Genomic DNA, 22117 nt, shown 5'->3' on the forward strand with positions numbered 1-22117 from the left:
AGGGTAATGCCTACTGCACCCTTATCACTGTAGGCACTCGACCACGCTGTGGGAACAAAAGCCTTAGACGTTGATCGTCAAGGGTGTGGTAAGAGGACATATAGTCAATGCTATCCACAATTAAACATTGAGGAAAACCATATGAAAATCATCAGCAGTCGAACAGCTCCCCTATTACAGGGGTGGATGAGCAATAAGTTTATCCGCAACGTATCTGTGGTCATGTCTGGTACGGCAATTGCTCAGGTCATAGCGATGATCATCGTACCTATATTAAGCCGAATCTATCAGCCTGAACAGCTTGGTGTGTTCTCGCTCTATTTATCAATTGTCACGATCTTCTCTGTGGTCTCGGCATTTCGGTATGAGATCGCAATTGTGCTGCCTAAAGAAGAGGATGAAGCGACACGGATTTCCATACTGTCCTGCATCATTATTGGTCTGCTTAGCCTTACTCTAGCATTCGTAAGTCTCTTTTTTGGTGATTCCATTACGGCTATGCTCGGTTCTCCAGAACTGAAGCCGTGGTTGATTTGGGTACCGGTCAGTGTCTGTGCGACAGGCTTGTATCAGGTTCTCAACAATTGGAGTACGAGACAGAAGCAGTATAAGCGGATGTCGATGTCGCTTGTTGGACGCTCAAGCAGCATCGCTACAACACAAATCGCGGCCGGAGCAGCAGGGCTTGCATCCTCGGGGCTCATTGGTGGTCAGATTGCCGGCCAATTAATTGCGACCGTGCTCTGGATAGTCCGGACATGGAGAGAAAGCTCGAACCTCTTCATTAAGAGTTTCAGCATAGAGAAGCTGAAGCAAACAGCTAGAAAGTATTCCGAGTTTCCATTTTACAGCACGCCTCAAACACTCGTTAACTCCCTGTCACAGAATTTACCGATCTTCATGCTTAGTTATTTCTACGGATCGGCGGTTATTGGCCTGTACTCGCTTGGACTTCGGCTCATTCAGTTCCCGGTAACACTTGTCGCACAATCGGTGAGACAGGTGCTGCTGCAGCGGATTAGCGAGGCGAAGCAAGGCGAAATCGACATGCGTCAAATGTTCATCAAGTTTACGATTACGCTTGCCTTAATTGCCTTATTACCTTCTCTGTTCATCATCTTCTTCGGTCCCCAATTATTCAAAATTGTGCTTGGCGCTCAGTGGATGGAGGCCGGTGTCTATGCGAGCTGGATGGTAATCTGGATGTTTCTATCCTTTATTAGCGCGCCAGCATTAGTACTCATGACCGTATTCGGCTTGCAAAGAAGGCTGCTAATCTATGAAACTCTTCTCCTGGCAGCTCGGTTTGGGGCTCTGTTCGTAGGCGGCACCTATTTCTCAGTTGTAAAATGTATTGCCATGTTTACTTTAGTAGGTGTCGTATTCAATGTGTATCTGATCGCATCGATGCTTAAGGGCAGTAAAGAAAGAGTGAAAAAATACGGAGGCTAATCATGACCAATACCATGGCGGCTGGCAAACGTTTAGTATTAACCGATATTTGTTTAGCAGTATTCGTATTTACGATTATTTTGTTCTCGTTCAACCCTTCGTTGTCCTGGATTCCGCAGGGCTGTGCCTGCATGGTTGTCGGCTCCTTCATTTTCGAAGTTACACGTGTTGAGGGATTTAAATTTGTTATGCCTCTTCCATTAATATGTTACTTCTGTTTCATCATTTATGTCTCCTTAAGCCTGATATGGACCGACCAGAGCGTCGATATGATGTTCACGCTCATCCAACTATTCTTTATTTCCTTCATTATGGTGAATATCGTCAATTACCAAGGCCACTTCCGTTCGATCACAATTGGGTTCTTGGCTGCTTTAATTGTGGCAACAATCGATTTGTGGGGTCAAATGGGCAGCCTTGTGAATACAAACGAAGCGCTTCGCGTGACGTCGTTTCTAGGGAATCCCAACACCTTTGCAATTGCTTTAACCATCGGTATGCTCCTCGCCATGGAGACCCTCATCAAGAAACCAACAACCAGCGGTCGCTCGCTTGGCCGGTTCATTTTGAAGGCTGCCTGCGTACTTCTACTGCTTCTCTTCTCCTATGAAATTGTCTTCTTAACAGGCTCTCGCAAAGCAATGCTGACCGTATTCATGCTAGGTTTCATGATTCTCTTTAGATATTTCTTGAAGGTTAAGTTTCTGCAGAAAATTATCATTATCCTCATTGGAACCGGCATACTGACGGAGCTGTTCTTCCTGTTGAAGGAGTCTGTGTTCTTTAAGCGCCTTAGCAATATCTTCGAACTGCTTCAAGGGAAGAGCGTCAATGACGGCAGCCTATCGGAGCGTTCGAACATGATGGGGGATGCTTTGAAGCTATGGGAGGCGAAGCCGATTACCGGCTGGGGTACGGATCAATTCAGATATCTCACAGACTATCAAACCTACTCGCATAACAACTTCCTTGAGCTGCTTAGCAACAATGGACTGATCGGTTTAATCCTCTATTACTCGATCTTTATCTTCATGCTGATCGTTGCCTTTAAGCAGCTAGTGAGCCGTAAAGAAGCCGAGAGCCATATTGGGTTCTTCAGTGTAGCGACGCTGCTCATCTTCATCTTCTGGGATATCGCGCACGTCTCGTATTACAGCAAATTCCACTGGGTGATGCTCTCCATCATCATGGGCATTACCTATTATCTGAAGACCAAGGCACAAGCCGGACCGCCTGAAGCGGTCGTTCATACCTAAGCAGGAGGGAGTTCGAAGATGAGAACGAAGCTTATGCTGCTTACTCCGAGTCTGCAAGGAGGTGGGGCGGAGCGGGTCATGGTCAACCTTCTCAAGCACTTTGACAGGGAACGAATAGAGCCTGTCTTTATGACGCCTAATTTCTCAGGTCCGTATACGAAGCTTCTTCCGAAGGATGTCGAGGTCATCGATCTTGGCATAACAAGGGTGCGTTACATGCTGCCTAAGCTGTTGAAGGAAGTGAACAAAGCGAAGCCGGATGTCATTCTGTCTACGCTTGAGCAATTGAATTTGGCTTTGCTGCTGGCGAAGCCTTTCATTCGCAGGCAGACCAAGCTGGTCATTAGAGAAGCGAATTTGCCCTCCAAGACGCTCCACGCCTACAGCTCTTATCGCAAATGGATCTACCATACGATGTACAGAAGGCTGTACTCGCAGGCGGATCGTATTATCGCGCAATCGGATATGATGCGCAGCGAGTTGTTGGCATTTACCGGCGTGCAGGAAAGCCGAGTCAAGACCATCAACAATCCGATCGATATCGATGCCATCTCACAGCTCACTCGCGGACCCAATCCTTTCCTAGGGACGAGCGGAAAGAACATTGTCTCTGTTGGCAGACTGGAGTATCAAAAAGGATACGACTTGCTGATTCAAGCCTTTAAGCTCGTCACGCTCCAACATCCGAACTCCAACTTGTATCTACTGGGGGAAGGGAGTCTGCGATCCGAGCTTGCACAGCTGGCGGAGTCCCTGGGTATTGCGCGGAACGTGCATTTTGCGGGATTTACGGAAAATCCTTACCTGTATATGAAACATGCGGATCTCTTCGTCTTGTCATCCCGATACGAGGGCTTCCCGAATGTTGTGCTTGAAGCACTGGCCTGCAGCGCCAAGATCGTTTCGGTAGATTGCGAGAGCGGGCCGCGAGATATATTGAGCCGACTGGAGTACGGGCTGCTTGTACCACGGGAGAATATATCAGCTCTAGCAGAAGGTATGCTGAGGGGATTACAGGACGAGCAAATTGGAAGTAATGGTTTTGTTCGTGCGATGGACTATGATTGCCGCAAAATCACAGAGCTATATGAAAAAGTTTTGATTAGCTGATGAGGTGAGTGAGTGATGATGACGGAAGAAGCCATTCGAAATTCTTATCAACAAGATGCTGCCGAGCCCCTTTACTCCATCTTGCGCGCAGAAAACAAGCGAGGTGTATATGTCCAGTACGTCAAACGAAGCATGGACCTGCTTCTCTCGGTTATTGGGCTTATCGCAGCGGCACCGATTATAGCCGTCTTTGCGGCTGCCATTATTTTGGAGTCTCCGGGCTCTGCTTTCTACATACAGGAACGTGTCGGCTTAATGGGGAGAAGCTTCAAGGTAATTAAGCTCCGCTCCATGGTCAAGAACGCGGAAGCAAACGGCTTTCAATGGGCAACTAAGAACGATTCCAGAGTGACGCGAGTAGGGGCTTTCATACGCAAAACGCGAATAGACGAGCTTCCTCAATTACTGAACGTCATCAAAGGTGAAATGAGCATCGTCGGACCTAGGCCGGAGAGATCGTATTTCACATATCAATTTAACAGTGAAATCCCCGGTTTTGTGAACAGACTTGTCGTCAAACCAGGATTAACAGGCTGGGCGCAGGTAAATGGAGGCTACGATATTACACCTAAGCAGAAGCTGGAGCTGGATATGCACTACATTCAGAAGTTATCTATTTGGTTCGATCTCCTAATCCTGACAAAGACTGTGCGTGTTATCTTCACTGGTGAAGGGGCTAGATAAGCCAAACTGAGGACAGCGGGGAGAGGGAATGAAGAGGAGAACGGTCTATATCAGCGGTTTAATCATCGCCAGTGCGTGTGCGGTCGCATATTACAGGTTTCCTGTCCATTCCCCTGATCATACGCCTGTCACGTCCGTTGCGAAGGTGGCTATCGCACAGGAAACAGCGAATTCAGCACAATTAAGTGACACCGATATACAGCAAGCGATTGATCAGACGGCAGCAAAAGGGGGAGGTGATTTATCAATCCCAGCGGGCAAGTATTACTTGCGGAAGACAATCATCGTGAAGCCTTCCGTTACGCTTCGGCTCAACTCAGGCACGATGCTTATTCCGGTGAAGAATGTGAATGTCATTGAGCTGCTCCGGAATTCAGCGGTAAACGGCGGCATTATCTATACCTATGATTTCAAAGGGTATAGCAAGTCTGCCATCTATCTTGACGGTGCAGAGCAATTCTCAGGCACTTTGAAGACGGCTCGTATATCGGATATGAAGATCGTTGGCCGTCCGGGTTACGGAAACGGCATATTCTTTCATGCCGAGAAGGGCTCGGATCATGTGAGCTGGGTGGATGCGAACAGCCTGAATATTACCGGCTTTGAGAAGGCGATTTATTTCCGAACAGAGCCAGTGCAAGAGCCGGATAAGATCTGGATCAACGGTAACAACTTCTCGCAAATTTTCATTAAAGATGCCAATTACGGTATTTATCTCGACGGACATCAGGATTTACCCTATGAAATCTCGGGAAACAACTTCACGGGGGTACAAATCCAGACGAGTGAAATAACGAAGCAGGCAGTTTATGTAAAAGGGACTAAAAACTACATCCAGGTGATGATCTGGGATTACCACTTAGGAGCGGAGGCGGTACACTTTGATGAAGATTCCCTTCGCAATCAGATTCAATCTAATGTCTCGGTTAACGATGAGGCGTACATCGATAAAGGAAAAGATAACTTGTCCGTATCAGCTGAGGAATGATGGTTAAGAAGATAATTGTCATTGTACTGGTAACGATTTTGATGGCAGCAGCCATCTTTTTCTATTTATTCGGCAGATTCCTCGTCGTGAATGAAGCTCCGAGGAAAGCGGACGTCATCATTCTTCTCAGCGGAGACGTAGGAAGAATGGAGAAAGCCGTCCAGCTCATGCAGGAAGGGTATGCGGATCGGATTATTGTGACTCGAACAGACGGGCATGGCTACGGTGAGATACGGTTAAATTCAGTAATACAAGCAGGTGTACCGTCTTCAGCGATCATCCCCGAGTATCAAGCGACAAGTACCTATACGAATGCGGTTTACTCCGAGCAGCTTATGAAGGAGCGCGGGTTTCATTCCGCCTTGGTCGTTTCGAGTACCTATCACATGCGCCGCGTCAGCTACACCTTTAACAAGGTTTATCGCCACTCCGGCATAACCTTGACCTATGTTGCAGCCCCAAGCTTAAACTTCGACCCCGTGTATTGGTGGCGTGAAAAGACGTACGTGCATTATGCGTTATCCGAATATATCAAACTGTTCGGTTACATGATCAAATACTGATCACAATCGCGGAAAGATATCTCACGGTAAGGAGACATAAGATGATAAACATTAAGCGGGTCGCCTGGGAGCTTGAGCTCAAAGTGAAAGGAAATACGCTGAAGTACAAGCAAAAGCTAGACGATTGGCAGTGGCTGAATCGGGAGGAAACATTGGAGCTGCAGCAAGCAAGGCTGAAAGCGCTGCTGAAGCATGCCTACTACCATGTTCCATACTATCGCAAACTGCTGCAAGAGAATGGTGTTGTAGATGCGAAGGGCAATGTGCACATGAGTCAGTTCCACCGCTTGCCGCTGCTCTGTAAAGATACGATTAAGCACCATTTCGAAGCGTTGAAGTCAGACGATCTAGATTCGCGTACGCCATTCGAAGAGTCATCCGGAGGCTCGACGGGCGTACCAATTACGCTCATTCAGGACAAGGAGTTTCTCGACTGGAGTCTCGCCGTTAAGATGCTTGACGACGAATGGACCGGCCTAGCCATGGGTGGCCGAAGAGCATTTGTCTGGGGCTCCGTGCGGGACACGCTAGTTGGCAAGGAAACGGTAAAAACGTATTTAGGCCGTTGGATGCGGAATGAACGCTGGTTGAACTCATTTCGTATGACGCAGGACAGAATGAACGAGTTCATCGCTGAGCTGAACGAATTTAAGCCTGTACAGATCACCGCATTTGCTGAAAATCTGTATGATCTGGCCAAGTTTATTGAGGAGCGAGGGCTTTACATCTATACGCCTAAAGCTGTTCTGACCTCGGCCGGCGTTCTTTATCCGCATATGCGCGAGACGATTCAGCGTGTGTTCAAAGCGCCTGTATTCAATCGCTATGGATCCAGGGAAGTGGGCGATATCGCATGCGAATGTGATCACCATAACGGCTTGCACACATCGACAGTGACCCATTATGTCGAGATTCTTGATGAGAATGGGCGGCCGGTCAAGCCAGGCGAATACGGGGAAATCGTCATTACGCTGCTAACCAACTATGCCATGCCGCTTATTCGGTATCGAATCGGCGACATGGGCGTCATGTCTGACGAGAGCTGCTCGTGCGGTCGCGGGATGCCGCTGTTAAAGGATGTCATTGGGAGAACGACAGATATATTCATTAACAAGAATGGTGACCGCATTGATGGCAGGATGTTTATCCGCTTGCTCATGTCGAGTGCGTTCATCCAGAAGTTCCAAGTCATTCAAGAGAGATATGACAGGATTAAAATTGTTGTCGATCCTGCGGTGAAGAAGCTGGATCACTATAAGGTTTATGCGAAAGAAATTGAGAGGCTGGTAGAGGATGCAAGAATCATAATGGGGGGAGATTGTGAAGTCGGATTTGAATTTGTCGATTATATCGAGACAACGGCTTCAGGGAAATACCGCTTTACCATATCTATGGTGCACTGACGAAGGTTAACGCACTTACTCTGGCGATAAGGAATGGGTCCAATCTATGACAATAAAGGGTCGGTTTGTCATCTCTCTTGATTTCGAGCTCTATTGGGGAGTAAGAGATATCCTTTCATCGGATCAATACAAACAACAAATGTCCGGTGAACTAGAGATTATACCTAAACTATTGGAGATGTTTGAAGAGCAGCGGATCCATGCCACATGGGCAATAGTAGGACTCATGTTTTGCGAGAATGCGGAAGAAATGATGACCTACTTGCCTAATCAGAAGCCGAACTATAATAACTCGAATTTATCTCCATACCCCTATATTGCGGATGGCAAATACGGCGCGGGTGAATTGGAATCATTCCATTTTGCACCTGGATTAATCAAAGCGATTCATCGAACGAAGTATCAGCGTGTATCAACGCATACATTTTCTCATTATTACTGCATGGAGGAAGGTCAGACCGTCGACCAGTTCAGAGACGATCTAGCAGCAGCTATCCACATTGCAGAGAAGAAAGGCTACAACATCGAAAGCATTGTCTTCCCTAGGAATCAATTCAATGAGGCCTATCTCGGTGTCCTAAAGGAACTGGGCATCCGCTCCTATCGCGGAAACCCAACGCACTGGATCTATCGTAAAGGCTACAGCAAGGGCGATTCAATACTCTTAAGAGCGCTAAGACTGCTTGATACCTACTTGAACATCTCCGGACATAACGGCTATTCGGCCGAGGGGATTGAGGAGCACCTACCTGTAAACTTGCCTGCGAGTCATTTTCTTCGGCCCTATTCCAGAAAGCTGCGAATATTGGAGCGTCTGCGGCTGAGACGAATCCTATCTGGTATGACACATGCTGCGAAGCGTGGATTAGTTTACCATCTGTGGTGGCATCCATACAATTTGGCTAGTGATCCAGAAGAGAACTGGAACTTCCTGAAGAAGATCATCGACCACTATCAAGAGCTGAATAAACAGTATGGGATGAAAAGCGTGAACATGGAGGAACTGACCACCCAAGTGACTCCGGCTAGGTTTGAAGAAAATCTATTATTCGGGTGATATGGAGGTTTACAACAAATGAACAAAATTTTATTTATCATTACCGGTTTGGATCATGCAGGGGCCGAAATGCAAGTCATCGAGCTTGCGAGAGGGCTGGTCTTGAACGGTTGGTCGGTGAAAATTATTTCCTTAATTAAGCCCACAATTAGTGTAGAGAAGTTAAACGCTGAAGGCATTCTTATCGACACTCTGGACATGGAGAAGGGCGTACCGGATCCGCGGGCAATCTGGCAATTGAGAAAGCTCATCAAGGCATACAAACCGGATATCGTCCACAGCCATATGATTCATGCGAATTTATTAACCAGAATTACGCGTTTATTCACGAGGATGCCTGTGCTGATCTCGACCGCGCACAACACGAACGAAGGCGGAAAAGTGAGGATGATGATGTACCGCCTTACGGACTCCCTGTGCAATTTAATGACGAATGTGAGTCAGGATGCCGTGGACAGCTTCATCCAGAAAGGAGCCAGCACGAGGAATAAGCTCATTTTTGTTCCGAATGGTATTAACCTGAAGCGATTTAAGAAAAATGCCGAAGCGTCTGAATCACTCCGTCAAGAGCTCGGACTGAAAGACGAATTCATATGGCTGGCCGTGGGACGGCTGTGCGAAGCGAAGGATTATCCGACATTGCTGCGGTCCTTCAATCAAGTCGTGAAGCAGAATAGCCACTGTCAGCTGCTTATTGTAGGTGATGGTGTGGATCGGCATATGCTCGAAGAAATGTCCAGCTCACTCGGGCTCGACGACAAGATTAGATTCCTCGGCATTCGCGAAGATATTCCACGCATCATGAACGCTTCGGATGCTTATGTCATGTCCTCTCTGTGGGAGGGGATGCCGATGGTATTGCTTGAGGCATCGGCTTGTGAGCTGCCAATGGTGGCGACGGATGTTGGCGGAAACCGAGAGGTTGTGAAGGAAGGCATATCGGGCTACTTGGCCAGAGCTTCAGACAGTGATCATCTGGCAGAGAGAATGATGAAGCTCATGTCTCTATCTACCAAGGATAGAGATCATATGGGGGAGAAGGCCCGCGAGTACGTCATGAAGCACTATGAGATGGACGCAATTATTGCAAAGTGGGAGGCCCTGTATCATCAACTGAAGGGACAGCGCAACATCAATATGAGCACCATTCAAGGGGGATTATGATGAATACCAAGAAGGCTGCTTATATAGCGACCGTTTATTCGCACTTGTCCGTATTTCACGTACCGTTCATGAACATGTTAAAGAGTCAGGGTTATGAAGTTCATGCCTACGCGAGTCCGGATCATTGTAAGAAAGACGTGAAGCAAGCCTTTATCGCCTGTCACGATATACCGTTTAGTCGCAACCCGCTCTCTTGGAACAACGTGAAGGCACTGGGGCAACTGGTAAAGCGCTTTAAAGAAGAACAATACGACTTGATCCACGTGCATACACCGAATGCCAGTGTCGTATGCCGAATCGCTGCCAAGCTTGCCGGTTGTCAAACTTCCGTCGTATATACCGCGCATGGCTTCCATTTCTTCAAGGGAGCGCCGCTCCTGAATTGGTTGCTCTATTATCCGGTTGAGCGGCTGCTGTCGAGATGGACGGATGTGCTAATCACGATCAACCAAGAGGATTACGAGCGGGCACGGAAGTTCCCAGTTCGCGGTAAGGCAGTTTATATTCCGGGAGTTGGCGTCGATGTTAGCTCCTATCGGAACACAGACATCCGCAAACTCCAAACGCTTCGTGAAGAGCTCGGATTGACCGGCGAGGAGTTTGTCGTGCTTAGTGTTGCTGAGCTGAACCGGAACAAAAACCTGGAGCAACTCATCCATGCCATCCACGAAATGACACAACTCGGTGCCCCGATTGTCGGTCTATTGGCAGGAGTAGGGAATCGTGAACCGCAGCTAAGAGCGCTGGTCAAACAATTGAATTTGGAGCAGAACATCATGTTCTTAGGCTTCCGAAGAGATATTCCAGACTTGATCCATGTTGCCGATACATGCGTATTAATGTCCGAGCGTGAAGGACTTCCTAAGGTATTGCTTGAAGCGATGTCAGCTGGCAAGCCGATGGTCGTAACCGATATACGTGGAAATCGTGAGCTGGTTGACCAAGATTCGAATGGCTATAAGGTGCCTGTGGGAGATACAGTTGCTACTGCAGGTGCGCTGTTTAAGCTGTTTCTGAATCCGAAGCTGCGTGCGGAGATGGGCAGAAGGAGCTGGGAGAAAGCGGCGACCTTTGATATGCGTAACATTATGAATGAGCTGAAATATGTGTACGCGGAGCGTATCCCGTTTCCTGAACAACCGGAAGCAGAGCCTATCCAATCCACAGTATAAGGGAAGTGCCGGTCCATGAAACGAATCATGCTTTGGGCAGCATCTGTTCTCCTAGTCATTCTATTCGTTGCGGGAATGGCTGTTTGGTATCTCTATCATTCAGCTGAGCAAACAGCCTCAACCATGTATCAAGAGATTTCCCCGACAAAAGTGGAATATGTCAGTAAAGATACTGAAGTGAAGAAGACGCCAGCGCAGGCAACCAAATCAGCACAAACAGCAAAGGCAGCAAAGGCAGCATCTGTTCCGATAAAAAGGCTTGAACCGTTTACCGTTCTAGTACTAGGTGTCGATCAACGGGAGAATGATCGTGGGCGATCTGATACGATGATTATGCTCTCCGTTAATCCGATCAAGCATTCGATATTGATGTTTAATATCCCCCGCGACACTCGCACCGAAATAGTAGGTCACGGAACGACAGACAAAATCAATCATGCCTATGCTTTTGGCGGAGTGGAAATGTCGATCCAAACGGTAGAGAGCTTTCTCGACTATTCCATTGATTATTATGTCAAAGTGAATATGGAGGGCTTTGCACGATTGATCGATTTAATTGGCGGGGTTCAGGTCGATAATCCGTTCTCTTTCAAATATGATGACCATACCTTCAAGGAAGGTCACCTATCCCTAAGCGGTACAGAGGCGTTAATGTACGCTCGAATGCGATATGATGATCCAAGAGGCGACCTAGGCCGCAATACGAGGCAGCGTGAAATCGTGCAGGAGATTATGGACCACGCATCGAGCCTTAGCAATGTGACTCGACTTCATTCTCTTCTCGGTGAAATCGGAGATAGTGTGAAGACGAATATTACGTTCAATGAGATGAAGAAATTTGTTACCGATTATCGGCCGAAAATCCAAGATATCGAGACCGTCGAGATTGGCGGCAAGGGTCAGATGATCAATGGAATTTGGTACTATATCGTAGATCAAAGTGAGCGCACCCGTATTCATAATCGGATCAAAGAACATCTTCAAGACGGGGTTTGACGTACTCGAACAAATTGCTATAATTAGGATGATACAATTTGGATCTATCTTGGAATGGAATAAAGAGCCCTCACCGCGAGGTGAGGGCTCTTTATTCTTTATTCATTGTTCTATAAACATCATGCGAATTGAGGTGGATGGGATCAAAATCTCACGAATATGGCTGTATATCCTTCCAGTCGTCCTATGGGTTGCGCTTATTTTTCATTTCTCTTCCCAATCCTTCCAGGAGCAAACGATCCAACCGTTTCTGCAGCGGCATTTCAACGAGAATAAGCTGAGAGAGATTTTGCCGGATATAACGATTCATTTCAATCACAGGGCGATATCGGCGAAGCTTGCACCATTTGATTTCATTGAATTTATTTTCCGGAAGAGCGCGCATTTGTTCATATATGGCATGCTTGCACTCGTCTTCTATATAACCTCCAAACCACTCCGTCTGCGAATGGCGTACCGTGTCGTGTGGGCATTAACCGCCGTGACAGTCGTCGCTTCGATAGATGAGTGGAACCAGCTGTCCTCCTTCCAGCGGACCGGAACACCACGAGATGTTATTGTGGATTTGGCTGGTGGAGCCATCTGTCTGGTCATCGGTCTATCCATTGGAAGAGGACTTAGCCGGATCAGGGCTAAGCTTAAACGCAGCTAGCAAACCCAACTTGAATCAATACTTCCCATACTCCTTCTGCATCACATAATACGACTGCTTCAGTCGTTCATGGTAATACGGCTGGTTCCACTCGCCCCATTGGAAGAGCTTGAGCTTTTCCGGTGTAACCGTCTCGCCGCTCTTCAGCTCCGGCAGCGTACTCAGCAGCTTACTGCCCTGCTGCTCGGTAACGAGCATATGGAACCCTTTCGTGATCACGCTGGACTGATAGCCTTCGCCCGATGCCCACAGATCGCCCGTCATTTCGTGCAGGCTCGGGTCCTTCGCATTCAACATCAGCCAAGGGATTCGCAGCTCAACTACACCATTCTGCTCATCCAAGTAATAATCGGCGAGCGAATTATAATCCGCCGAGCGCGAATTGCTGTTGCCAAGCTGCAGCCGTCCAGTATGATACGACTCGAATGGATAGTTAAGCACCTTGCCGCTCGGCAGCGTCATCTTCGAGCCTTTGTTCAGCACGAGCCGAATCGGATTGTACATGCCGTTGTTCTTCGTGCTTACGCCGGCAACAGCCTTGATGAGCTGCTTCTTATAAGCGTAATCGTAGTAGAACGTATCGTAGTAGCTGTCCACGAACGTCTCTGCATAGCTCGCGCTAGCCAAGTCGATGTAGAAGTCGAACCCGACGCTGCTCTTAAGGGGAATGCTGCCCGGCAGCTTCGTATTCCCTTGTCCCGGCACCGTATCCAGCATAATGGACGTATGAATATCGTCTGCAGATAGCTTGCCATAATCCAGCCGCAAGTACACATAGGCGGAATCGTTCGTCATATAGAGTGCCTTCAAGTTCTGCTTGCTGTCTGCCGCCGCCTTGTAGATCGGGGCTAGATGCAGCGCGTCCCAATCGAGCGTATCGCCATCGACGTCGATCGGTACTGTATTCTCGCCGGAATCGAAAGAGAGCAGGCCGAAGTACTGCTCGTTCGTCTGGACGTTCGACCAGAATGGACGACGGTGCGCGTTATCGTAATCCATCGTGTTCCACGTCCGCTTGAACCATTCATCCTGCCAGGAGAAAATCATGCCTCCCATGTAGCCCTCATTCAGCATATCCTCGTACAATCCCGCGACGAGCTGCCCTTGATCCTGCTCTGAGTGATGCCCTTGATCCTTGCCTTCCACATTGCGATGCGTCATGCCCCGCGAGCTTGGAATGCCGAACTCCGCGACCAGAATAGGCAATCGATGCACCGACTTCAGCGCATGCAGATAGCCGGCATAATTGTCTTTCACTCCTGATTGGTCGACGTAGTTCTTATATTCATTGTTCATGAAATCCGGATAGTACGGATAGACGTGATAGGATGCGAAGGAGCCCGGGTAGAAGCTGTCCTTCGTATAGATATGGTTCGGATTCACCACCGACATATCTTCCTCGACGAACGATTCCAGCGGATGCTTCAGCATGTCCGTCGTCGGCCAGTTGGTGAAGCTGAGCGCATGCTGCGTATGGTAATGATCCTGCTCATACGTCGCCATATACTCCATGCCTTGAGCCAGCCAACTTTCGAACGGGGATGCGCCTTTCGTATAGAAAAACCGTCCATCCCAAGGCTTCATCTTCGCCATCTGCTTATTCGTGTCCGCGACCGCATTCGGATCCCATTCGATACCGAGAATCCAGCCGAGCAGGTAAGGTGAGACGTCGTACGTGTAGCTGCCAGAGGAGTGACCGGCCCGCTTCGGCAAGTTTGCCTTGCCATGTACGGCATTCACGACATTCTCAATTTCTTCGTGGAACGGCTTCATCACCGCATCCGAGAATGCATTGCCGGACGAGACGAGCGCATCCTCCAGCACCCAAGCGCCGTGGAACAGATAGAGCGGCTTGTCCGTCGTCTGATTGAATTCATACAGCGCCTCATAGAATGCAGGCGGCTGCAGCGTATAGACCCGAATTGCATTCGCGTTCATCGCAGCGATCTGCTGGAACCAACGGTAATACTCGTCGCGGCCGATAGCGGCATTCCCTGGGAATGCGCCGGGTTTACCCATCCCGATGTTCACGCCTTTAACGATAAAATCGGTCCACTTGCCATTTTTGAGCGTTTGAAAATGATTGCCGAACACCCGCACCGAATACGACGTATCCGCGGTGCTCACTTTCTCGGCCGGAAGCGGATGGGCCGGCTTCGTCATGCCGTGGTCGATAATCGCCTTCATGAGGGGAATGTACATATCCCAATAGAAAGCATCCTCGGTGTCATGCCAAGTCGGCAGCTTGCGAAGCGCCGTCTGAATCGAGCTCTGATAGATCGACGGCAGGTCCGTATTGACGGAGAACTGCCCGTTGAAGTAATAAGTGCCGTAGCGCTCGTTCTGATGATGAATGATGGCAGGCATCGTCAGCGGGATATATCGGCGGTTAAGCTTCTCCTGACCGGAAGGCGATAGCGCAAGCGTATAGTTCGCCAGCACTTCGCGCTCATCCGCTGGCTTCACGACATCGACCCAGCCTGTGTACTCCCCATGCCCCGTGAGCCCAAGCTGCTTCTCGCCCTCGGCGGTGTATGCGAAGGTAGGAGCGGGAGCCCCGCCTGCGAGATCCGCTTCCGTCAGGACGAGATTCTCCTCGGTGAACTCATTCATGAACAGATAGCCGCTGCCTGTGAAGGACCATTTGCCGATATCGCTGCTGCTGCCACTTCCGCTGCCACTTCCACTGTCGTTTCCGCCGCCGCCGCCGTTCGCCTTTGCCGCGACGCTGGCCTTCAGCTTATCCGGCACCTCTGAACCGGCGAGATCCGCCACGTACTTATAGGTCCAGCCGTCCCAAGTCAGATTCAGCAGGCTGTACATATCCTCGCGCAGCTCAGGCGTCGTCGGCTTGCCCAGCAAATTGTACTCGGCAATGAGCGTGCCGCCCTTCGTCAGCAGCTTGTCTCGAATCGGCTCGAACTCCGCTTTGGTCATGCCGCCGTATAAGCTTTTGCTCTCCGCTGCGCTGGGCTCTTTGGCCGTGTATTGTTCTTTATCAACGCCATACATGTTCGCCAGATAGATAAGATCGTAGTTGTCGATAGGGTCTGGAACGGCGTCGATGCGGTACTTCCCATCGTTCAGCGGCTTGAAGCCGTAATAATCGCTCGCCGGATCATAGGCTTTGCCCGATGTCTGCACGATCTTCGAGTTGTTCAGCATCCAAGTCAGCCCTGCGTGGCTGCGATAAGAGGTATCCGGCACTGTTTTGTCCACGATCAGCACGTTGAGCTTCTGTTCGGACTTCAAATACCAGCTCCAGATTGGCGAAGCGATAACAAGAAGGCCGATGGTAATGGCAGCAGCCATGAACCATCGGCGGTTAATGAGGTCGAGCTTTCTCATGATGAAATTCCTTTGCGTTTCATATCTCCCCAAGCGGAGTAGCCGAGGAAGAATTGGAATATGCCCTCAACGCGCCATAGCACCGTTAATGGACGGTACCAGATCATCTCGGTCAAGGAATAGAGATACAGCTTCAGGACATCCTTCTTATTGGAGTATTTCTGCAATCCCCATTCTTCCAGGATGAGCGCGAGCAGCGAGATCAGGGAGCCGTAGAGCAGGAATGTCATGAACATCATGACCGCAAATTCGATCGAGATCCCGCCCATGAAGAGCGACAGCACGATGAACAGATATCCGCCCAGCTCGACGACCGGCCCAAGCAGCTCAATGATCCAGAAGTATGGGAACACAACAAGTCCGATAAAACCATATCTCGGATTCAAAGTCATGCCTCGATGCGTCCATAAGCTCTCGAGTAATCCGCGATGCCAGCGATTGCGCTGTTTGCGCAAATAAGCGGCCGTCTCCGGCGCTTCCGTCCAGCATACCGGGTCCGCTGCGAATTCAATCCGTTTGTTCGAGCGCCGCTTCTTGATCAGACGCTGAAGCCGGACGACAAGCTCCATATCTTCCCCGGCCGTCTTCGTCGAATAGCCGCCCGCAGCAATAACCCACTCCTTCGAAAATACGCCGAATGCCCCGGAAATCACGAGCAGCAAATTATAGCGGCTAAGGCCGACTCTTCCGACCAGGAAAGCGCGCAAATACTCGACGACTTGATAGATGACAAGCGGCTTCGTCGACAGCTTGATCTGTTTGACGCTGCCCATCTGGATCGTATTTCCGTTCGCAATGCGCACCGATCCGCCGGAGGCGATGACGTCCTCGTTCGACGTCATGATCGGCTTCATGATTTTCACAAGCGCATCCCGTTCAAGAATAGAATCCCCATCAATGGAGCAGAAATACGAATATTTGGCATAGTTAATGCCGGCATTCAAGGCATCGGCTTTGCCGCCGTTCCGCTTGTCCAGCATGAACAGATGCGGCAGCTGCTGCGATTGATACACCTCGGTCACTTCTTCCGTGTGAAGCATCTGGCGAACAGTTCGGTCAACCGGCACCATTCGAAAATGTTCCATGACCTGCTCGCGCGTGCCGTCCGTCGATCCGTCGTTCACCACGATAATTTCGAACTCCGGATAGTGCAATCCGAGCAGGGAGCGAATGCTCTCGATGATCCCCTCTTTCTCGTTATGAGCAGGCACGATGACAGATACCGGCTTCGTGAAGGCAATGTTGAGCAGCGCTTCATGCGAGCGGAACCGGTTCAGCTTGTATTCGCGGCGCATCGACAGAAACGAGAACAGAAACATGATCAGGTAAAAGGCCGTCGCAAGGAGCATGAAGGAGAGAATGAAGCGGCCATAGATACCTACGACGTCGATCCAAAGCTTCCCCATACTCATCCAGGCTGAAGTCCTAACGTTTCTTTGGCGATATCCCGGGCGAACCGGTCCTGATCATGCTCGGCAATATGCATCAGCAATTGCTTCCCCTCCTTCATGTTCAGCAGCGCGCCGGCTGCTTGTGATCTTACCCACCAGGAGCGATCCTTGATCAGCTCTGTCAGCGGGTCTACCAGCTCCGGCTTGCGCAGCGCCCCGAACAGCTTCGCGGCCATGCCCCGCTCCTCCCAGCTGCCCGAGGTGGCGAACATGCTGTATTGCTCCGTGCGCTCGGTGAAGCCGAGCTGGGCGATCGATTTCAAGAGCTTGATGCGCAGCTCCTGCGATTGGCCCTTGCCTGAGGCGGCGGTGGTCTGAAATAGCTGCTGTTCCAGGAACTCGTGCTGCTCATACTTGTTCAGAATGCCGATCATTTCGACCAAGCTGTGCTGGATTGGCTCCGGCAATTCGTGGAACTGCGCCAATGCGGCATTGAACTGCTCATCCGTCATCATGGACAGCAGCTGGCGGTAGTTGAAGGCGGTCAAATCACCTGGCAGCCGGATTAGACTTGCCATGAAGCTGCTGTGCTGGGAATGAATGAGCAGCTTGCAGATTTGATAGTGCTCCTGTGCGGTACAGCGCGGACTATTCATCAGTGCCATCATGTCATCCAGCAAAATATCCATGCCGAACACCGATGCATGGTAGAGCGCATTCATCCGTATGCTCCACTTCCGGCTGCGCAGCATCTTCCGGTAGGTCTTCGTGAAATGAGCTTCTGCGAACTGCCTCGCCCGCAAGGCAATATCATCGCTCCGTGCGATTTGCATGAAATCGCCGAGCAGCTTCTCCGACGCTGCGAACGTGCGCCTGTTATGAGGCACGAGCGCTCGGCTCGTTTCACCTTGCATCAAATAAACATACATGAGCGTGCTGTTCTTCTTCGTGAAGCTGCTCATATAGCGTCCTAGCCGTATATCTCGTGCTTTGACGATGGTGATATAGGCGAGGATGAGGCTGCTCATGAATAGCAGCGTAACTGTGAACACGATAAGTGCTATAACTGCGTGACTGTGCATTTATTTCAGCCTTTCCAGGAGCCGCTTCACCCTTGCCTCGAGCAGCTTAATGCTGAACGGCTTTGCAATATAATAGTCCGCGCCGTGCTCCATGCTGTAGATCGTCATATGCTCGGTCTTTCGGCTGCCCAGCATAATGATGACGTATTTGCTTGCATTCGGCATGCTGCGCAGGTCGCGAAGCACCTCGATGCCGTCGCGCTGCGGGAGCGTATCGCTTAAGAAGATCAGATGCATATGTCCGGAATGATGCCAGTCCGATTCCGCGAAGCTGGCGCCGTCGTCGAAAATGCGGATATCGAACTCCGTATGATCCACCTGAAGATTTTGCAACATATTTGTCAGGATGCTCTGCGCAATCAGCGAGTCCTCGATAATCGATACTTTTATGGTGCTCACATCAGGCAAGGTGGCGACTGGTACTGCTTTGAGCTGGTATGGACCTTTGTCCTGTGCCAGCGTGAGTGCCACCGAAGTTGCATCAAGAATGTCTTCATAGGTTGTCGTCGAGTAGACGACCTCCGTCATCCCAGCCGTAAGCTGCACGGCGGATGAGGATTGGAAGTCCGAATAGATACGCTGGAACAGATACTCGGCTTCGAGCACGCCTGTGTGCATCAAGAGCGCCATGAACCGATGCGGTTTTTCCGTGGCAAACAGGTAGTCCGTATTGCGAAAATGGCTCGCGATCTGCTTGCTGACCCGCGGCTGAGCCGGGAGCTCGCTGATATTGCATATCTCAATCTCTGCAATCGTAAATTTCGTTCGAATGCGCGGCATGTCGGCAAGCTTCCACTGCACAAACGACGGGAATAAGTCGCTATGGTACAGCCCGGTCTCCTCGTTAAATAGAAGCGATAGAAGAGAAGAAGGGGCGGAGGTACTTGGAGTGGCCATGCTCATAGCACACCTCAATTCTAGTAAAATCATGTTGCACATCCAGTATAGACTGATCATGCAAATTAATGTTTAGTGAATTGCTGGGGAATAAGGCAGAAGGATGGGAAGGGGCTGGCCGCGAATAGTAGTGGGAAGCTTGATGAGATTAGGAACTAAAAGGTGTATACATAGGAGAGGAAAGTGGAACATAATGAGCAATACCCGCGCATCGGAGCAGCTTGCACCGCAGTTGAACGCCATTCAAATCCCGGCAGAGGCCGGATTTATTGTCGCAAGGATCTTTAGCCCGGGAGGTCAAGGGCCTTTCCCTACCGTCGTACTTTCGCATGGGTTCCCAGGCGTGCAGCAAAATTATGATTTGGCGGCGCAATTGCAGCATGCCGGCTACCAAGCAGTCGTGTTTCATTACCGTGGGTTGTGGGGAAGCAAAGGGGAATTCTCGGTTTCTCGCGCCCTGGAGGACATGAAGACGGTGTTAGCTTACTTGCGTCATGAGGAAACGTCGGCAAAGTATCAGATCGATGTGCAGCGGGTTGCGGTTGTCGGGCATAGCTTTGGCGGCTTTGTCGCCTTGCAGACGGCTGCGGCGGATAGCGGCATCGCGGCGGTTGCTTCACTCTCTGGCGCGAATCTTGGCTTGATGGCACAGCTGCTCATGCATCCTGAGAGCAGAGCCCAGCTTGAGGCGGCGTTCGATGAACCGGCTTCATATGTAACAGGGCATTTCTCAAGCAAAATGATGGGCGATGAAATTCTAGCCCATGCGCCGGAATGGAATCTGCTTGACCGCGCGCAGATTCTCGCTGATCGTCCCGTCCTTCTGGTTGGCGCAGCGCTGGATGCTGTGACGCCGGTTAAGTTCAACCATGATCCGCTCGTTTCGGCATTCCAAGGTGCAGGTGCCGAGAAGATGCAAAGTCTCATTATTGAAGCTACCGAGCATGGGTACGAAGGCAAACGGCAGGAGTTGTTCGAGGTTGTTTTGAGGTGGCTAAACGAAACGGTTTAACCTGCCAAGTTTCCGCTTTTTTTGCTATCTATATTTACTTACTAAAAGTGTGATAAGATGGAAAAGCATTCTATCTATCCATCTAACAGGACTCGACAACACATCTCAGCCAAGGCAGCCGTCCAGCACGAACGGTTGCTTTTTTTTGTCTATTTTCGCCAAAGAGGAAAATTTGAAGGACATAGGTGACACGATATGGCTAACACCATTCTTTACCGAATATTGCTTCCCGTCTTGCTCGTTATTATTTCGTTCTCCTCCATCTATCTCGAGCGAACTTACTATCCCTATTTCATGGTCGCGGCTGGCATTGCCGTTTACATATCGATAAACGCCAAGCAATCGAACAACAGGCAGATCTATATCCAAATCGCCTTGCTCGTTCTCTTTCATTGGTTAAGCCAGTTGAACTGGTGCTTGTCCATCTATTTGATTTTGCTCATTAGGCAGATCGCACGCAGCGAGGATTTGATTCGCTCGATTCTGCATGCGCTTCTCATCATGGCCTTGTACAGCCTCATCCGCTTGTCGTACTCGGTAACGAATGGTTACGCGGTGCTTGTTACGCTGTCCGACCTTGCCAGTACGCTCGTCATCGTGGCATTGGTATGGATGATTAAGAGCAGGGAGATCGAGAAGAGGAACCTCGAGCAGCTGAACGACGAACTGTTGAAGAAGGATGCGCTGACTGGACTCCTCAACTACCACGAATTCCGCAGAGAGCTTAGCAAGATGAAAGACAGCAGCGAGTATTGCCTGATTATAATGAACTGTCAGGATTTGCGGGTCATTAATTTCAAGCATGGGTATGAGCAAGCGAACAACAACTTGAAGGATATAGCCGGACAGCTGGAGCGCTACTTCAATCCAGCTCTAATATCCCGCTATGGCGGGAGCGAATTTGCAATTGCTGTGGCTTATACAGATGGAGCGGCGACGGAGGGACATATTCAGCAAGCCATCGCTCAGATCATTGAGCACTCGGTGGATCTAGATATCATCTACGCCTATGCATTCTCGAATCGTTTCACGACGGAAGAGACGATTGAGAATGTGGAGAAGCAGCTTTTTCTGCAAAAGAAAGATATTTGGATGAAGAGAGACGAGCACTTCTTTCGTGCGGACAAGCTCAAAGTGATCGGGGAGCTTGCGGCGGGGATGGCTCACGAGATACGCAATCCGCTTACGACAATCAAAGGGTTTCTGCAGCTGGCTTATCAGAACGATTATAAAGAGTTCGACAGGTATCATCCGATGATCATGGACGAGATTACGAGAGTAAGCGAACTGACGAGCGAGTTCCTGCAATTCTCGAAACCGAATCTGTTCCAAATGAAGGCGGAATCCGTGCAGTCCTGCATCGAGCGTGCGATCTCCATCATGGGGACGGAAATTGAGCGGAGGGGGCATCATCTCAGCGTGGAGTACCCCGAAGCGCCGTTATATGTCAAAGTCGATAAGGACAAAATCGTGCAGGTGCTCGTGAATTTGTTCAAAAACTCCATCGACGCGATGGCGGATCTCGGACATATCGGCGTCAAGGTGTACGGAGTCGATTCGGAAGTATTCATCGAAATGATGGATACGGGAACCGGGATGTCAGAAGCGACGAAGGAGAAATTATTCGAGCCGTTCTATACGACCAAAGGGCACGGCACGGGGCTCGGCTTGTCGATCTCCCATAAAATCGTCCAGGATCACGGCGGGCGGATGGATGTGAAGGAGACGAGCGCGAAGGGGACGGTGTTCCTGATTGTGCTTCCGCTGGTGTTCAGGGCGGCTGCGGAGTAGGGGCAGGGGAAGCTTGGTGGCGAGAATCGAGCGGAACCGGAGCTGAGAGAGCGCGTGAGGTTGAAAGTGAGCGCGAATTTGGAGCTGAGAGATCCAAAT

At 49.9% G+C, this 22117-nt stretch carries 18 protein-coding genes; 14 read left to right on the plus strand and 4 right to left on the minus strand.

The window, feature by feature from the left end; all coding sequences use genetic code 11:
- Positions 1–186 precede the first annotated feature (186 nt).
- The 12 genes from A8990_RS28180 to A8990_RS28235 all read left to right on the plus strand — a co-directional run bounded on the left by A8990_RS28180 (position 187) and on the right by A8990_RS28235 (position 12497).
- Positions 187–1452: a lipopolysaccharide biosynthesis protein gene (locus A8990_RS28180; protein WP_181909820.1), complete on the plus strand. Its 1266-nt coding sequence runs from the start codon at positions 187–189 to the stop codon at positions 1450–1452.
- Between the two features lie 2 nt (positions 1453–1454).
- Positions 1455–2708, plus strand: a complete 1254-nt coding sequence (locus A8990_RS28185) for an O-antigen ligase family protein (protein ID WP_116192347.1) — start codon at positions 1455–1457, stop codon at positions 2706–2708.
- Between the two features lie 18 nt (positions 2709–2726).
- Complete coding sequence (locus A8990_RS28190) at positions 2727–3818, plus strand: glycosyltransferase (RefSeq protein WP_116192348.1); 1092 nt, start codon at positions 2727–2729, stop codon at positions 3816–3818.
- A gap of 18 nt (positions 3819–3836) precedes the next feature.
- The gene (locus A8990_RS28195; protein ID WP_116192364.1) at positions 3837–4502 is read left to right on the plus strand and encodes an exopolysaccharide biosynthesis polyprenyl glycosylphosphotransferase; all 666 of its coding nucleotides are present in this window, start codon (positions 3837–3839) and stop codon (positions 4500–4502) included.
- A gap of 28 nt (positions 4503–4530) precedes the next feature.
- Positions 4531–5490 (plus strand): hypothetical protein, encoded by a 960-nt coding sequence (locus tag A8990_RS28200; protein WP_116192349.1) that lies wholly within the window; start codon positions 4531–4533, stop codon positions 5488–5490.
- A complete protein-coding gene (locus A8990_RS28205) occupies positions 5490–6053 on the plus strand; it encodes a YdcF family protein (protein ID WP_181909821.1) in 564 nt (187 codons plus the stop codon). Before A8990_RS28200 ends, A8990_RS28205 begins: the two co-directional genes overlap by 1 nt.
- Before the next feature lie 41 nt (positions 6054–6094).
- The gene (locus tag A8990_RS28210; RefSeq protein ID WP_116192351.1) at positions 6095–7456 is read left to right on the plus strand and encodes a phenylacetate--CoA ligase family protein; all 1362 of its coding nucleotides are present in this window, start codon (positions 6095–6097) and stop codon (positions 7454–7456) included.
- A gap of 46 nt (positions 7457–7502) precedes the next feature.
- Complete coding sequence (locus A8990_RS28215) at positions 7503–8513, plus strand: polysaccharide deacetylase family protein (RefSeq protein WP_116192352.1); 1011 nt, start codon at positions 7503–7505, stop codon at positions 8511–8513.
- Positions 8514–8531: 18 nt separating this feature from the next.
- Positions 8532–9677 carry a glycosyltransferase gene (locus A8990_RS28220; protein ID WP_245996274.1) on the plus strand — a complete coding sequence of 382 codons (1146 nt, stop codon included), beginning with the start codon at positions 8532–8534 and terminating at the stop codon, positions 9675–9677.
- Entirely contained in the window at positions 9677–10849 is a 1173-nt protein-coding gene (locus tag A8990_RS28225) for a glycosyltransferase family 4 protein (protein WP_181909822.1), read from the plus strand. The genes A8990_RS28220 and A8990_RS28225 overlap by 1 nt, the downstream gene beginning before the upstream one ends.
- Before the next feature lie 15 nt (positions 10850–10864).
- Positions 10865–11845, plus strand: a complete 981-nt coding sequence (locus tag A8990_RS28230) for an LCP family glycopolymer transferase (protein ID WP_116192354.1) — start codon at positions 10865–10867, stop codon at positions 11843–11845.
- A 133-nt stretch (positions 11846–11978) separates the two neighbouring features.
- On the plus strand, positions 11979–12497 hold the full coding sequence (locus A8990_RS28235; RefSeq protein ID WP_181909823.1) for a VanZ family protein: 519 nt from the start codon (positions 11979–11981) through the stop codon (positions 12495–12497).
- A gap of 15 nt (positions 12498–12512) precedes the next feature.
- On the opposite strand, the gene A8990_RS28240 is transcribed toward A8990_RS28235, so the two are convergent.
- Genes A8990_RS28240 through A8990_RS28255 form a run of 4 tightly spaced genes read right to left on the minus strand, consistent with a single transcriptional unit; the run spans position 12513 to position 19215 of the window.
- Complete coding sequence (locus tag A8990_RS28240; RefSeq protein WP_116192356.1) at positions 12513–15845, minus strand: hypothetical protein; 3333 nt, start codon at positions 15843–15845, stop codon at positions 12513–12515.
- Positions 15842–17257: a glycosyltransferase family 2 protein gene (locus A8990_RS28245; RefSeq protein WP_425463939.1), complete on the minus strand. Its 1416-nt coding sequence runs from the start codon at positions 17255–17257 to the stop codon at positions 15842–15844. The genes A8990_RS28240 and A8990_RS28245 overlap by 4 nt, the downstream gene beginning before the upstream one ends.
- Entirely contained in the window at positions 17254–18318 is a 1065-nt protein-coding gene (locus A8990_RS28250) for a HEAT repeat domain-containing protein (RefSeq protein WP_116192358.1), read from the minus strand. Before A8990_RS28250 ends, A8990_RS28245 begins: the two co-directional genes overlap by 4 nt.
- A complete protein-coding gene (locus A8990_RS28255; protein WP_181909824.1) occupies positions 18319–19215 on the minus strand; it encodes a response regulator in 897 nt (298 codons plus the stop codon).
- Between the two features lie 193 nt (positions 19216–19408).
- On the opposite strand from A8990_RS28255, the gene A8990_RS28260 reads away from it, so the two are divergent.
- A complete protein-coding gene (locus tag A8990_RS28260) occupies positions 19409–20227 on the plus strand; it encodes an alpha/beta hydrolase family protein (protein ID WP_181909825.1) in 819 nt (272 codons plus the stop codon).
- Between the two features lie 195 nt (positions 20228–20422).
- The gene (locus tag A8990_RS28265) at positions 20423–22018 is read left to right on the plus strand and encodes an ATP-binding protein (protein ID WP_116192361.1); all 1596 of its coding nucleotides are present in this window, start codon (positions 20423–20425) and stop codon (positions 22016–22018) included.
- The last annotated feature ends 99 nt before the right edge of the window (positions 22019–22117 follow it).

Origin of the sequence: Paenibacillus taihuensis (assembly GCF_003386535.1) — a bacterium.
GTDB classification, from domain to species: Bacteria; Bacillota; Bacilli; order Paenibacillales; family Paenibacillaceae; genus Paenibacillus_Z; species Paenibacillus_Z taihuensis.